This window comes from Streptomyces sp. NPDC054956, assembly GCF_053609185.1.
The window spans coordinates 26580-40545 of the sequence record NZ_JBSGXB010000031.1 but is presented as its reverse complement, the minus strand read 5'-3'; the positions used below and the strand labels follow the sequence as shown (position 1 = coordinate 40545).

General features: G+C 71.7%; 12 protein-coding genes and 1 tRNA gene. 4 read left to right on the top strand and 9 right to left on the bottom strand.

Translation table 11 applies throughout. The features are described from left to right. A partial coding sequence (locus ACWGDE_RS08840; RefSeq protein WP_453388292.1) for an MMPL family transporter occupies positions 1 to 1714 on the bottom strand: 1714 nt, incomplete at its 3' end. Between the two features lie 149 nt (positions 1715 to 1863). Then, positions 1864 to 2454, bottom strand: coding sequence for a TetR/AcrR family transcriptional regulator (locus tag ACWGDE_RS08835; protein ID WP_453388291.1), 591 nt, complete (start codon positions 2452 to 2454; stop codon positions 1864 to 1866). 209 nt (positions 2455 to 2663) lie between these two features. Here ACWGDE_RS08835 and ACWGDE_RS08830 point away from each other — a divergent pair, with 209 nt between their 5' ends. After that, complete coding sequence (locus ACWGDE_RS08830; protein WP_453388290.1) at positions 2664 to 5945, top strand: S41 family peptidase; 3282 nt, start codon at positions 2664 to 2666, stop codon at positions 5943 to 5945. Between the two features lie 76 nt (positions 5946 to 6021). Here ACWGDE_RS08830 and ACWGDE_RS08825 read toward each other — a convergent pair whose 3' ends face one another. The 4 genes from ACWGDE_RS08825 to ACWGDE_RS08810 all read right to left on the bottom strand — a co-directional run bounded on the left by ACWGDE_RS08825 (position 6022) and on the right by ACWGDE_RS08810 (position 9682). Continuing rightward, complete coding sequence (locus ACWGDE_RS08825) at positions 6022 to 6186, bottom strand: hypothetical protein (RefSeq protein ID WP_453388289.1); 165 nt, start codon at positions 6184 to 6186, stop codon at positions 6022 to 6024. Between the two features lie 78 nt (positions 6187 to 6264). Further along, entirely contained in the window at positions 6265 to 7149 is an 885-nt protein-coding gene (locus ACWGDE_RS08820) for an SDR family oxidoreductase (protein ID WP_453388288.1), read from the bottom strand. Beyond that, on the bottom strand, positions 7146 to 8075 hold the full coding sequence (locus tag ACWGDE_RS08815; protein ID WP_453388287.1) for an alpha/beta fold hydrolase: 930 nt from the start codon (positions 8073 to 8075) through the stop codon (positions 7146 to 7148). Before ACWGDE_RS08815 ends, ACWGDE_RS08820 begins: the two co-directional genes overlap by 4 nt. Further along, on the bottom strand, positions 8072 to 9682 hold the full coding sequence (locus tag ACWGDE_RS08810; RefSeq protein WP_453388295.1) for a flavin-containing monooxygenase: 1611 nt from the start codon (positions 9680 to 9682) through the stop codon (positions 8072 to 8074). Before ACWGDE_RS08810 ends, ACWGDE_RS08815 begins: the two co-directional genes overlap by 4 nt. Positions 9683 to 9836: 154 nt before the next feature. On the opposite strand from ACWGDE_RS08810, the gene ACWGDE_RS08805 reads away from it, so the two are divergent. Next, positions 9837 to 10577 carry a MerR family transcriptional regulator gene (locus ACWGDE_RS08805; RefSeq protein WP_453388294.1) on the top strand — a complete coding sequence of 247 codons (741 nt, stop codon included), beginning with the start codon at positions 9837 to 9839 and terminating at the stop codon, positions 10575 to 10577. Here the strand turns inward: ACWGDE_RS08805 and ACWGDE_RS08800 are convergent. Then, positions 10559 to 11362: an exodeoxyribonuclease III gene (locus ACWGDE_RS08800; RefSeq protein WP_453388286.1), complete on the bottom strand. Its 804-nt coding sequence runs from the start codon at positions 11360 to 11362 to the stop codon at positions 10559 to 10561. The two genes, ACWGDE_RS08805 and ACWGDE_RS08800, sit on opposite strands and share 19 nt — an antisense overlap. Positions 11363 to 11400: 38 nt before the next feature. On the opposite strand from ACWGDE_RS08800, the gene ACWGDE_RS08795 reads away from it, so the two are divergent. Next, positions 11401 to 11898 (top strand): GNAT family N-acetyltransferase, encoded by a 498-nt coding sequence (locus tag ACWGDE_RS08795; protein WP_453388285.1) that lies wholly within the window; start codon positions 11401 to 11403, stop codon positions 11896 to 11898. Between the two features lie 168 nt (positions 11899 to 12066). Further along, positions 12067 to 12657: a DUF4240 domain-containing protein gene (locus ACWGDE_RS08790; protein WP_453388284.1), complete on the top strand. Its 591-nt coding sequence runs from the start codon at positions 12067 to 12069 to the stop codon at positions 12655 to 12657. A gap of 97 nt (positions 12658 to 12754) precedes the next feature. On the opposite strand, the gene ACWGDE_RS08785 is transcribed toward ACWGDE_RS08790, so the two are convergent. Further along, positions 12755 to 12828 (bottom strand) — tRNA-Ala (locus ACWGDE_RS08785). Positions 12829 to 12906: 78 nt separating this feature from the next. Then, the gene (gene sepX / locus ACWGDE_RS08780) at positions 12907 to 13917 is read right to left on the bottom strand and encodes a divisome protein SepX/GlpR (RefSeq protein ID WP_453388283.1); all 1011 of its coding nucleotides are present in this window, start codon (positions 13915 to 13917) and stop codon (positions 12907 to 12909) included. Positions 13918 to 13966: the final 49 nt, after the last annotated feature.

Sequence of the window (13966 nt, the reverse complement as noted above, 5' to 3'; positions counted from 1 at the left end):
CGAGCCAGCCCCACTGGAAGACCGCGACGACGGCGCCGAGCGCGGCGAGCACGCTGAGCAGGAAGCCGAGGGCCGCCTTGAGCGGGACCAGGATCGAGCGGAAGACGAGCATCAGGAGCAGGAAGGCGAGGCCGACGACGAGCGCCAGGTAGGGCAGCAGCGCGTCGTTCATCTTCTGCGAGAAGTCGATGTTCATCGCGGTGGCGCCGGTGACGAGGACGTCGTCCCCGCTGCCCTCGCGGATCTCGTGGACCAGCGTCTCGGTCTGCTCGGAGGACGGGCGGTCCTTCGGGATGACCGTGATGACGGCGGCGTCGCCCTCCTTGTTCAGGGTCGGCGGGGTGACCGCGGCCACGCCCTCCAGTCCCTTGATCCGGTCGACCGTCGAGTCGGCGAGCGCCTTGTCCCCGTCCACGACGACCATCAGCGGGCCGTTGAAGCCGGGGCCGAAGCCCGCGGAGAGCAGGTCGTACGCCTGGCGCTGGGTGGTGGAGACCGGCTGGGAGCCGTCGTCCGGCAGGCCCATCTCCAGCTTGCTCGCCGGGATGGCGACGGCGCCGAGGCCGACGACCGCGACCAGCAGCACCACGACGGGGCGGCGCAGGATGAAGCGGGCCCAGCGGGTGCCGCCGTTGGGCTTGGCCTCCGCGCCCTCGGCGGCCGGCTTGCCCTTGCCGAACAGCTTGGACTTCGTACCGGCGGGCAGCACCTTCTTGCCGGCGAACCCCAGGATGGCGGGGACCAGCGTCAGGGCGACGAGGACCGCGATGACCACGGTGCCCGCGGCGGCGGCGCCCATCTTGGTGAGCATCGGGATGTTGACGACGGCCAGGCCCACGAGGGCGATGACCACGGTCAGTCCGGCGAAGACCACGGCGGAGCCGGCGGTTCCGACGGCCCGGCCCGCGGCCTCCTCGCGCTCGCGTCCGTCGGCGAGCTCCGAGCGGTAGCGGGAGACGATGAAGAGCGCGTAGTCGATGCCGACCGCGAGGCCGATCATCATCGCGAGGGTGGAGGTGGTGGAGCCGAGGTCCAGCACGTTGGCGAGCGCGGTGATCGAGGAGATGCCGATGCCGACGCCGATCAGCGCGGTCAGCAGCGGCAGTCCGGCCGCGATGAGCGAGCCGAAGGTGATGACGAGCACGATCGCGGCGATGACGATGCCGATGACCTCGCCGGAGCCGGTCTCGGGGGTCGCCATCAGGGCGTCGCCGCCGATCTGGACGTTCAGGCCGGAGGCCTTGGCATCCGTCCCGGCCTCCTTGAGGGCCTCACGGGTCGGGTCGGTCAGCTCCATGGTGCTGACCTTGTACTTGACGCTGATGTAGGCGGTGGAGCCGTCCTGGCTCACGGCCTGCGCCTCGAAGGGGTTGGCGACCGAGGAGATCTGGTCCTTGCCGGCGCCGTCCTTCAGCTCGGAGACGATCTTCTCGACCTGCGGCTTGACCGCGGCCGAGTCGACCTTCTCGCCCGCCGGGGCCTTGATCACGATGCGGGCGGTGGCGCCGTCGGCGGCCATCCCCGGGAAGCGCTGGTCCAGCAGGTCGAAGGCCTTCTGGGCCTCCGTGCCGGGTATGGAGAACGAGCCTGAGGTGGGTGCGGACGCCGAAGCCGCGCCGAAGCCGGCGACGAACAGCAGCGCCACCCAGACGAGGGCGACGAAACGGCGGCGCCGGAAGGCACCCCTGCCGAGTCGGTAAAGGAAGGTGGCCACGTCGGTGGTTCTCCCGTTCGGGTCGTGGGATGGATCAGGGCATGGAATGCCGGTCCGACGACGAGAGCGGCGTGTCAGAGGCAGCAGGAATCGAGCTCCGGCGCGGGGACGCCGTGACGGACAGCGGGAAGTACTGGGGAGTGGGGAAGTCAGATGCCGAGGGCGGGGAGTACCACGGCATCGATGAAGTCACCGAGGAAACGCCGGTCGACGGACCGGTCCTCGATCAGCGGCAGCGCGATGAACGCCCCGATGAGGACGTGCGGCACGAAGTCCAGGGCCGGACAGTCCGGGGCGATCTCGCCCCGGTCCACGGCCCGCTGCAGCATGAGCTGCAGACCGGTGATCTCCGGGTCGACCAGCAGGTCCCGCAGCGCCTTGTGGAGCTCCGGGCTCTCGTGGACCGCATGGGTCAGGCCCCGCATCAGCGCGGTGTCCTTCGCCATCTGGGCGTCGTCGGAGTTCTCGATCATGACCGCGAAGTCCCCGCGCAGGCTGCCCGTGTCGATCTCCCGCAGGGAGACCGGCTGGGTGCACCGCAGGGCCTTGGCGACCAGCTCGGGCTTGCTCCCCCACTGGCGGTAGAGGGTGGCCTTGCTGGACTTCGTACGGGCGGCGACCGCGTCCATGGTCAGCGCCTCGTAACCGACCTCGCGGAGGAGGTCGAGGACCGCCCCGTGGAGTTCGGCTTCCCGTTCGGGGGTGATCCGGCTGCGGCGCGACATGACCTCTTCGACCATCTCGGCGTCTCCTCCCGATCCGACCCATCCGAACGAAACTGTTTCGTACGGATAGACCATACCCCCCTGTCAAGCGAAACGAAACCGTTCCGTTTCGATGGCGGAGTGGTGTCGGTCACTCGGCGAGCGCCCCCGAGAGCCCCCCGCGACACGCACATGGATCACCTGTACGAGTTGCCAGCCCCCCTTCGCGCGGAAAGCATTGGGGGGTGAGTCACGACGCGGCGTACCTCCGGTTCCCCCATCTTCACGACGATCTGCTGTGCTTCGCCACCGAGGACGATCTTTGGGTGGCGCCCTTGGTTCCCCCTGGAGATCCGGTCGGCCGTGCCTGGCGGATCACCGTCGACCGCACCCGGGTCGGCCACCCCCGCTTCTCCCCCGACGGCAAGCACATCGCCTTCACCACCTGGCGCAGCCTCGACCCCGAGATCCACCTGGCGCCGGTGTCCGGCGGCCCGGCCCGCCGCCTCACCTACTGGGGCTCCACCGACACCCGGGTCTGCGGCTGGACCCCGCCCGACGAGGAGGGCCGCAGCGACATCCTGGCCGTCTCCTCGCACGGCCAGCCCTTCTCCTACTTCGCCTGGGCCTACAGCCTCCCGACCGACGGCAGCCCCGGCGGGCGGCTGCCCTGGGGCCCGGTGTCCGACATCCAGATGCACGCCGAGGACGGGGGCGAGCGCCGCAGCCTGCTGCTGACCGGCAAGCCCCCGCACGAGCCCGCCGCCTGGAAGCGCTACCGCGGCGGCGCCACCGGCCGGCTGTGGCTGCACGGCGAACGGCTGCTGGAGGGCATCGAGGGTCACCTGGACTCCCCGATGTTCGTGGGCGGCCGGATCGCCTTCCTCTCCGACCACGAGGGCATCGGCAACCTCTACTCCTGCCTGCCCGACGGCACGGACCTGCGCCGCCACACCGACCACGAGGAGTTCTACGCCCGGCACGCCTCCAGCGACGGCCGCCGCGTCGTCTACCAGTGCGCCGGGGACATCTGGCTCGTCGACTCGCTGGCCCCGGGCTCCTCCCCGCGCAAGCTGGAGGTCCGCCTCGGCGGCCCCCGCGCGGGACGCCGTACCTACCAGGTGCCGGCCGCCAGCCACGTCGACTCGCTCTCCGTCGACGCCACCGGTCGGGCCAGCGCCGTCGTCGTGCGCGGCAGCCTGTACTGGCTCACGCACCGCGACGGGCCCGCCCGCACCATCGCCGACACCCCCGGCGTACGGGTGCGCCTGCCCGAGATGCTCGGCAGCGGCGGGCAGGTGGCGTACGTGACGGACGCCGAGGGCGAGGACGCCATCGAGATCGCCTACCTGCCCCGCGCCTCGGGGGACCGCGCGCCGCGCCGCCTCGCCTCGGGCGGGCTGGGCCGCGTCCTGGAACTGCTCTCCGATCCGGACGGGGAACGGCTCGCGATCGCCTCGAACGACGGGCGGCTGCTGCTCATCGACGCGACCGAGGAGTCCAACGGGGAGGCGAGCGAGCTGATCCGGTCCGACAACGGGCCCGTCACCGACCTCGCGTTCTCCCCCGACGGCTGCTGGCTGACCTGGTCGCACCCGGGCATCGGGCGTTCGCTGCGCCAGATCAAGATGGCCCGGATCTCCGGACCGGGCGCGCACACGGTCGTCGACGTCACCAACGGCCGCTTCGAGGACGAGAATCCGGTCTTCACGCGGGACGGGCGCTACCTGGCCTTCCTGTCGTGGCGCGGTTTCGACCCGGTCTACGACGTGCACACCGGCGACCTGTCCTTCCCGCTGGGCTGCCGCCCGTACCTGGTGCCGCTCTCCTCGGCGACCCCCTCGCCCTTCGCCTTCTCCCCCGACGGCCGCCCGGCCGCGGGCGGACTCGACCCGGTCGAGGGGGACTCCGAATCGGGCGACGGCGCGGTCACCGTCGAGGTCGAGGGGCTGGAGAGCCGGGTGACCCCCTTCCCGGTGTCGGCCTCCAAGTACTCGGCCCTCTACCCCGTGAGCGGCGGCGGACTGGTGTGGCTGCGCTGGCCGATCTCGGGCGCCCTCGGCGAGACCTTCGCCAACCCGGCCGACACCAGCGGCAAACCGACGCTGGAGTACTTCGACCTGACCAAGGCCCGCAAGACCGAACTGGCCTCCGGGCTGGACTGGTTCGCGGTCAGCGGCGACGGCACCCGCCTCGTCGTCAACGACGACGGGGACCTGCGGGCCGTCCCGGCCACCGAGTCCGGGGACACCGACTCCACCGTCTACCTGGACCTGCGGCGCATCCTGCACGAGGTGGACCCGGCGGCCGAGTGGCGCCAGGCCTTCGAGGAGGCCGGGCGGCTGATCCGCGCGTACTTCTGGGAGCCGGAGATGTGCGGCATCGACTGGGACGGAGTGCTGCGCCAGTACCGCTCCCTGGTCGAACGGGTCGCCTCCCCCGACGAGTTCGCCGACCTGATGCGCGAGGTCCTCGGAGAACTCGGCACCTCGCACGCCTACGTCTCCCCCGCCCGCCGCAACGAAGGCCCCCCGCACTACCAGCGGCCCATCGGCCTGCTCGGCGCCAACCTCTTCCCCCGCGACGGCGCCTGGGTCGTCGGCCGCATCCTGCCCGGCGAGTCCTCCGACTCCAAGGCCCGCTCCCCGCTCGCGGGCACCGGCATCCGCGAGGGCGCGGTCCTCACCCACGTCGACGGCCGGCCCGTGGACCCGGTCACCGGTCCGTACCCGCTGCTGTCGGCGGCCGGCGGCACCACCGTCGAGCTCACCTTCGAGCCCGCCGAGGGCCAGGGCCGCGCGCGCCGCGTCGCCGTCGTCCCGCTGATCGACGACCGGCCGCTGCGCTACCAGGACTGGGTGGCCAAACGCCGCGAGGTGGTCCGCGAGGTCAGCGGCGGCAAGTGCGGCTACCTGCACATCCCCGACATGGGCGGCTCCGGCTGGGCGCAGTTCAACCGCGACCTGCGCGCGGAGATGGCGAAGCCGGCACTGATCGTGGACGTACGCGGAAACGCGGGCGGGCACATCAGCGAGCTGGTGGTGGAGAAGCTGACCCGCTCCATCCTCGGCTGGGACCTGACCCGCAACGCGCAGCCGGTCTCGTACGCCTCCAACGCGCCCCGGGGCCCGATCGTGGCGCTCGCCGACGAGGCGACCTCCTCCGACGGGGACATGATCACCGCGGCCTTCAAGCTGCTGGGGCTCGGCCCGGTCGTCGGCCAGCGCACGTGGGGCGGGGTGGTCGGCATGACCGGCCGGCACACCCTCGGCGACGGCACGGTGATCACGGTGCCGATGAACGCCGCCTGGTTCCCCGAGTACGGCTGGTCCGTGGAGAACCAGGGCGTGGAGCCCGACCTGCCCATCCTGCGGACCCCCCTCGACTGGGCGGAGGGCCGCCACGCGCAGCTGGACGACGCCGTGAACCTGGCGCTGGAGCTGCTGGAACAGGACCCGGCTGCCGTGCCCCCCGGCTACACGGACGTACCGGACCGGCGGCGGCCGAAGCTGCCGCCGCGCGCATAGGGCATGCGAAAGGGGTGCGACCCTGGGACGGCGGGTCGCACCCCTCAGCGCGCTGTGATCCACGCGCTACAAGGACCTACTTGTCGAAGTTCTCGTCGAAGGTGTCCTTCGCCTTGTCCCTGGCCTGGTCGACGGCCTGCGACGCGCGCTCGGACGCCTCGTCCTGCTTGCCGGCGGCCGCGGCCTTCGCCTTCTCCGCGAGGTTCTTCGCCTTGTCCTGGAACTGGTCCTTGATACCCATGTGTCCTCACTCCTGGAACGGTGTTCGGTAAGGGGAACCCGACCAGGCTTGCACAGGGGCACATGCCTCGCATTTCGGTCAGTGACTCTGGGTGCGTTCCTGTTCGTCGGCCGCTCCGCCGGCCCCCACAAGTCCCTTGGAGACACTGGCCAGTCGCGGTTCGAACCGCTTCATCTCGCGCTGTCCGACTGTCGAGATGATCCCCGGGAGGTAGCCGCGCACCCCCTGCATCCCGCGCAGCCACCACTGCGCGTACACGTGCGGGGAGCGCCGCTCGATGCCCGCCACGATCCGGTCGACGGCCGGCCCCAGCGGGTACGTCCGGTTCGACGGCCAGGGCAGCCGCTGGCGCAGCTCGCGCATGACCTCGTCCTGGTCGGCGCCGCGCACCATGTCGGTGTCGGTCCAGGACAAGTAGCCGACTCCTACCTTGACACCTTTGTAGCCGACCTCGGCGCGCAGGCAGTGGGCGAAGGCCTCGACCCCGGACTTGGAGGCGCAGTACGCGGTCATCATCGGCGCGGGGGTGATCGCGGCGAGCGAGGCGATCTGCAGGAAGTAGCCGCGGCTCTCCATCAGCACGGGCAGGAAGGCGCGGGCGGTGACGGCCCCGCCGATGAGGTTGACCTCGATGACCCGGCGCCAGGCCACGGGGTCGGAGTCCCCGAACGGGCCGCCGGCGGCGACTCCCGCGTTGGCGACGACGATGTCCACCTTGCCGAAGCGCTGCTTGACCTCCTGCGCGACCCGGGCCATGGCCTCGTGGTCGGTGACGTCGGCGAACCAGTGGTCGCTGTCGGTGTGCAGCCGCTCGGAGACCTCCTTGAGGGCCTCGGGCTCCAGGCCGACGAGGGCCACCTTCGCGCCGCGCGCGGACAGCTTGCGGGCGAGCAGCTCACCGACCCCGCGGGCGGCGCCCGTGACGACGGCGACCTGGCCTTCCAGACTCCTGCGAGCACTCACGGCGTCTTCTCCTTCGCGGTGTTGCGGACGTAGACCGAGGCGAGCTCGCGCACGGTTTCGGTGACGGCCTCCGGGGCCTCGATCGGGGTCATGTGCCCCATCCCGGTCAGCTCGGTGAGTCCCACGCAGTTCGGCAGCGCGGCCGCCAGCCCCCGGGCGTGGACGATCGGCGTCAGCCGGTCGTTCTTGCCGCCGATGACGGCGGTGGGCGCGGTGAGCGCCGCCAGGTTCGCGTCGAGGTCCAACCCGGCGAGCACTCCGGACCAGGCGTGGCGCACCTTGGCCGGGCAGGCGTGGACGATCCGGGCGCAGGCCTCGACCTTGTCGGGCGCCGAGCCGGGGCCCATCGTGGCGTACTTCAGGACCGCCCTGGCGACGGGGGTGACGGGCCCGAGCGGCGCCCGGGCACCCAGCACCGCCCCGGTGATACGGGTCCTCGCGCGTCCGGGGCGCATCGGCAGGACCAGCGCCTCCTCGACCAGCCGGCCGCTGCCGGTGCTGCACAGCAGCGCGGCGGCGGCGTGCTCGGCGAACTCCGGCCGGCCCGCGGCGGCCATGATGGTCATCCCGCCCATGGAGTGGCCCGCGATCACGGCCTTCTCCCCGGGTTCCAGGGTGGCCCCGAGGACGGCGACGAGGTCGTCGGCGAGGGCGGTGGTGCCGTAACCGGCCGCGGCGGGGCTGCGCCCGTGGCCGCGCTGATCGTAGGCGACGACCCGGTGACCGGTGTCGGCCAGGGCCCGTATCTGCGCGGCCCAGAAGGCGGTGGAACAGGTCCACCCGTGCGCGAGCACGACCGCGGGCGCCCCGTCCTCACCGTGCACCTCGACGTGCAGCCGGGAGCCGTCGGCGGAGGTGGCGACCAGCTCGCGGCGAGCGGCGGGCGGCGCGTACGGCCCGGCGGTGACATGCATCAACCGACTCACGCGGCACCCTCCTGCGCCGCCTCGGCCCCACCGGCAGCCGATCCAGCCCCGCCGGAGGCCAATTCAGCCTCGCCGGCGTTTGAGGCGCCGCCGGAGGCAATTCCAGCCCTGCCGACGGCGGCCACCCGCTCGCGCTCCCGATGGCGTACGACCTCGTACTCGCTCAGGTCGACGCTCCGCGTCTCCTTGCGGAACTCCCCCGTCGTCCCCGGCCAGACGGTCGTGTTGCGACCCGCCGCGTCCAGGTACCAGCTGGTGCAGCCCCCGGTGTTCCACACCGTCCGCTCCATCCGCGCCTGAACCTGCCGGTTCCACGCGTTGACCGCCGACGGCCTGGCCGCCAGCGCGACCCTGCCCCCCAACACGCCCAGCTGCCGCAGGTAATCCGCCATGTAGTTCAGCTGCGACTCGATCATCAGGATCATCGAGCTGTTCCCGAGCCCGGTGTTCGGCCCGATGATCGTCATCCAGTTCGGGAAGCCCGCCGCCGTAGCCCCGCGCAGCGACTGCATCCCGTCCTTCCACACGTCCGCGAGGGTCTTGCCCTCCGCGCCCACCACCCGGTCGGCGATGGGCATGTCGGTGACGTGGAAGCCGGTGCCGAAGACGATCGCGTCGACCTCGGTCTCGGTGCCGTCGGCGGCGACCAGCACGGATCCGCGGATCTCCTTCAGCCCGGAGGCGACCAGGTCCACATTGGGCCGGGCGAGCGCCGGGTAGTACTCGCTCGACAGCAGGATCCGCTTGCAGCCGATGCGGTACGAGGGCGTCAGCTTGGCCCGCAGCGCCGGGTCCTTGATCGAGCGCCCCATGTTCGCCTTGGCCAGCGATTCGATCAGCCCGAGCTGGTTCGGCCGCTTGGTGAAGGCGCTGACCTGCAGTTCCCTGATCCCCCAGAGCAGACCGCGGCGCGCGGCCCGGGTGAAGGGCAGCTGGCGGTGCAGCCAGCGCTCCACCGCGGTGATGGCCCGGTCGGTGCGCGGCATGACCCACGGCGGGGTCCGCTGGAACAGCGTGAGCCGCTCCACCTCGGGCGCGATGGCGGGCACGATCTGGATGGCGGAGGCACCGGTGCCGATCATGGCGACGCGCTTGCCGCGCATCTCGTACTCGTGGTCCCAGCGCGCGGAGTGGAACACCTTGCCGGGGAAGCCGGCGAGCCCGGGGATCTCCGGCATCTTGGGGTCGGACAGCGGCCCGGTGGCGGAGACGACCACGTCGGCGGTGAAGTCCCCGCCCGAGGTCTCGATCTCCCAGCGCAGCTCGTCCGCGTCCCAGCGCATCATCCGGACCTCGTGGTTCAGGCGGATGTGCCGACGCAGCCCGAAGGTGTCGGCGACGTGCTCCAGGTACTCCCGGATGGCGGGCTGCCCGGAGAAGGTCCGCGGCCAGTCGGGGTTGGGCGCGAAGGAGAACGAGTACAGATGGGAGGGCACATCGCAGGCGCACCCGGGGTAGTTGTTGTCGCGCCAGGTGCCTCCGACGGAGTCGGCGCGCTCCAGGACGACGAAGTCCGTGATCCCCTCGCGCCTCAGCCGCACCGCGGCGCCCAGCCCGCCGAATCCCGAGCCGATCACCGCCACTCGTACGTGCTCGCGCCCGTCCATGCCACCGCCCATGCCCGCCGCCTTCGGATGCCCACGTTGCCAGCAATCACTGGCACAATCGGGAGAGTAGAGCAGCCCCGTACTCATGGGTAGGGGTCGCGCCAGGAAAGTTACTGCGGGTACGCCCTAGGCTGCGCATGTGCCGGACAATGCGATACGGGACGCGGCGCAGGACGCGGCCCGCCCAACGGGAGCAAGGACCACAGTGCGCGAATACCGCACGGAGGAGCTGGCCGAGGCCGCCGGCATACCCGTACGCACCCTGCGCTTCTACCGGGAGCGCAAGCTCCTGCCGCCGCCCCGCCGCGAGGGCCGCATCGCCTGGTACGACGACCAGCACCTGGCCCGGCTGCGCACCATCGCCGCCCTGCTGGAGCGCGGCCACACCCTCGGCGGGATCGCGGAGCTGACGGTCGCCTTCGAGAAGGGCCGCGACGTCGGCCAGCTCGGCGAGCTGCTGGGCATCGGCTGGTCGGAGGAGACCCCGGTCCGCCTGTCGCCCGAGGTCCTCGCCGACTACTTCGAGGGCGAGGCCACTCCGGAGAACCTGGCGGCCTCGCTCGACCTCGGCTACATCGCCGCCGACGGCGAGGAGATCGTCCACGTCAGCCGCCGGCTGCTGGACGCCTCCTCGGCGCTGGTCCGCGAGGGCGTGCCCCTCGCGGCCGTCCTGGAGGCGGGCCGCCGGGTGCGCGAGCACGCGGACGCGATGGCCGCCCTGTTCACGGAGCTGATCTCCGCGCACATCACCGACGACTCGGTGACGCGGCTGCGCCCGCTGGCCAAGAGCGTGGTCGAGGCCGAGCTCACGATGGCGATGGACCGCCTGCGCCCGCCGGAGCCGGCCCGGGTCGCCGCCCCCGCGCCCGCCCCCGGTCAGGAACCGAGTGCGTAGACCACGGTCACGGGGGCGTGGTCGGACCACCGCTCGGGGTGCGTCTCGGCCCGCTCCACGAAGGCCTTGACGGCCTTGGCGGCCAGCCCGGGCGTGGCGACCTGGAGGTCGATGCGCCAGCCGGCGTCGTTGTCGAAGGCCCGCCCGCGGTAGGACCACCAGGAGTACGGACCCTCGGTGTCGGGGTTCAGGCTCCGCACGACGTCCACGTACCCGGCGGTGTCGTACACCTCACCGAGCCACTCGCGCTCCTCGGGCAGGAAGCCGGCGTTCTTCCGGTTGGTCTTCCAGTTCTTCAGGTCGGCTTCCCGGTGGCAGATGTTCCAGTCGCCGCAGACGACGACCTCCCGCCCGTCGGCGGCGGCCCGCGCCTTGAGGTCCGTCAGGTAGGGCAGGAACTCCGCCATGAACCGGTACTTCTCGTCCTGCTTCTCGGTCCCGGCCTCACCGGAGGGCAGGTAGAGGCTGGCGACGGTCACGCCGGGCAGGTCGATCTCCAGGTACCGCCCGGAGTCGTCGAACTCCTCGCTGCCGAATCCGACCTGCACCCGCTCGGGCTCCCGGCGCGTGTAGAGCGCGACCCCGGCCCGCCCCTTGGCGGCGGCCGGCGCGAACACGGTGTGCCACCCCTCGGGCTCCCGCACCTCCTGCGGAATCTGCCCCTCCTCGGCCCGCACTTCCTGCAGGCAGACGACGTCGGCATCCGATCCGGCCAGCCACGGGGAGAACCCCTTCTTGGCGGCGGCACGGATCCCATTCACATTCACGGAGGTCACAGTGAGCATCCCTGCACGATAGCCGGAGCGTTCCGTAGGCTGTTCGGATGTCTCAGGAGATCCAGCTGCGCGTCGTGTCGTACGACCACCCGGACGCGGTCAAGCTCAACGACCAGGTGCAGATCGAGTACCAGGAGCGCTACGACGGCGAGGGGGATGTCACATTCCTCGACCCCGCGATGTTCGTCCCGCCGAGGGGCCTCTACCTCCTCGCCTACGACGCCTCGGGCGCCCCGGTGGCCAGCGGCGGCTGGCGCGCGCAGGAGGAGAACGAGGAGGGCTACTCCGACGGCGACGCCGAGCTCAAGCGGATGTACGTGATCCCCGAGGCCCGCGGCCTCGGCCTCGCCCGCCGCATCCTGGCCGAGCTGGAGGCCGACGCCCGCGCGGCGGGCCGCCTGCGCATGGTCCTGGAGACGGGTGACCAGCAGCCGGAGGCGATAGCCCTCTACCTGTCCGCGGGCTACTCCCCGTCGGAGAAGTTCGGCTACTACCGCACCTACGACTCCAGCCGCTGCATGGCCAAGCCGCTGAACCCCTCCTGACCGTCCGGCCGGTGCCGGTGCCGGCTGCGTACCTCAGATCCTGCTCTGAGCCGAGAGCGCCCTCGAGGGCCCGTCCGCCATCGCGGTCAGGACCTCGGGGGCTTCGGATGCTTCGGCGCCGGAAGCGACTTCTGACCGCGGTGTCTCGCGATGTCAGAGGGGCATGTGATGCTTCCCGCCGACAGGAGCTACGACGAGGAGCAGGACCGTGGTGATCACATCGTGAACGATTCGACGACACCTCCGGACGACGGCGTCGACCCCGAGGTCCCGGTGATGACCTGGGAGCGGTTCTGGCAGCTCGTCGACGGTCTCGGCCGTGAGGCCGACATCAATACCTGTCAGGGCCTCGAAGAGGCCTGTGCGAGCCTGACCGAGACCCTCGCGCGCGAACCCGTCGACCAGATCATCGGCTTCGGCGAGCGCCTCGCGGAAGCCCTCTACCGGCTGGACCTGGCGGACTTCGGCACGCTGCCCGTCCTCGGAATGGAGAAGCCCGACGGCTCGCCGTTCCCGCAGTCGGACGACGGCTTCCTCTACGCGCGGGCCGCCGTCGTGGCCGCCGGCCGCCAGACGTACGAGAGCGTCTTCGGCCACCCGGAGCTCTTCGCCCCGTTCACCGATCGCCACTCCGAGCAGCTGCTCTACGTCCACGAGGAGGCGTTCGAGGAGGCGACCGGGGAGGAGTGGGACCACCTCACGCGCTACGACTACGAGACCTGCTCGAACGAGGACGGTTGGCCCGACCTCGACGACTGAGCACCGGACGCTCCGGAAACGCAAAAGATCCCGCCCGGTCTTGCGACCGGACGGGATCTCATGACGTTCCTGAGAGCTACTCAGGAACTGTCGTTTGTGGACCTGTGGGGATTTGAACCCCAGACCCCCTCGATGCGAACGAGGTGCGCTACCAGACTGCGCCACAGGCCCTTGCGACGTGTGAAACATTAGCATCCCCTCGCGGGTGCTCCAAAACCGGTATCGGGGAGCGTCCGCGCAGGTCATCGATCACTCGTTCGCGGCGCGCGGCCGCTCGTCGCCCTCGTACTGGTCGAACAGGGGCGTACGGGCCGCGTCTCGGGCGCGCTGCGCGCGGGGGGCCGGCTGGGCGCGCAGGCGCGGCTCCGTCGGCTCCGCGGTGCTGGAGCGGGTCGCGCTCCAGGGGTCCGGGGTGGCCGGGCCGGTGGCGCGCGGGGCGACGGGGGCCGTCACGTACGTGGGCAGCGGGACCGGGACGGGCTCCCAGCTGTCACCTCGGGCGGGGCCGCGCTCGCGTTCGCGCTGCTGGTCCACCCACTCCGCGTGGTCGGTCTGCTCGACCAGGGCGCGCCGGCCGGCCTCCTGCGGGGAGACGGGTGGCGCGGGGTCCGGGTCGGAGCCGGGGGCCTCGGCGCCTTCGGAGTGCCGCCGGCGCTGGTGGTTCTCGCGGAGCCGGCGGGCGGCCGCTTCGGCGCGCCGCCGGTCCATCGTGAACTCGTAGCGCCGCCGCTCCTGGACCCGCAGGTGCACGATGTACGTGCTCAGCAGCAGGGCGGGAACGGCCGGGGCCCACAGGTAGTGCAGTCCGCCGACGGCGGCGACGACCGCGCCGAGGGTGAAGATCAGGAAGAGCAGTGCGGTGGTGCGCCGGCGGCGGGCCAGGACGACCAGGCGCTGCTCGCGGCGGGCACGCTCCGCGCGGTCGGCCCGCTCCGAGGCGGCCGATCGAGGCTCCGCCCGGGTGGATGGGGGCACGACGACGGCCCGGGCGTCGTCGACGTCCGCGGAATTCACCGTTTCCGTCGCGGCGTCCGGGTCCGCGGGGTGCTGGGGCCGCGCCTCCTCGTCACCGCGCTCACGCAGCCCCTTGGCGTAACGGCGCTCCATTCCCGCCCGGCCGGAAAGCAGCCGGATGGCGGTGGAGAAGCGTTCCGTCGGACGAGCTTCGTTCAGCTCGTCCTGCCTCCGGAGCCACATGGGCACCAAGTAGGCGGCCCAGGCCCCGACAATGACTGCGTAGATGAGGCCGCTGCTGCTCACACCCCACACCGTAGAGGGGCGCGGCCGGGGGAATCCGCCAATTGGGACG

Bases quoted from the DNA above. Each gene is read 5' to 3' on its own strand.
- ACWGDE_RS08825 (WP_453388289.1), bottom strand. From the start codon at position 6,186: ATGGGTATCAAGGACCAGTTCCAGGACAAGGCGAAGAACCTCGCGGAG.
- ACWGDE_RS08835 (WP_453388291.1), bottom strand. From the start codon at position 2,454: ATGGTCGAAGAGGTCATGTCGCGCCGCAGCCGGATCACCCCCGAACGG.
- ACWGDE_RS08790 (WP_453388284.1), top strand. From the start codon at position 12,067: ATGCTTCCCGCCGACAGGAGCTACGACGAGGAGCAGGACCGTGGTGAT.
- ACWGDE_RS08810 (WP_453388295.1), bottom strand. From the start codon at position 9,682: ATGGACGGGCGCGAGCACGTACGAGTGGCGGTGATCGGCTCGGGATTC.
- ACWGDE_RS08795 (WP_453388285.1), top strand. From the start codon at position 11,401: ATGTCTCAGGAGATCCAGCTGCGCGTCGTGTCGTACGACCACCCGGAC.
- ACWGDE_RS08800 (WP_453388286.1), bottom strand. From the start codon at position 11,362: ATGCTCACTGTGACCTCCGTGAATGTGAATGGGATCCGTGCCGCCGCC.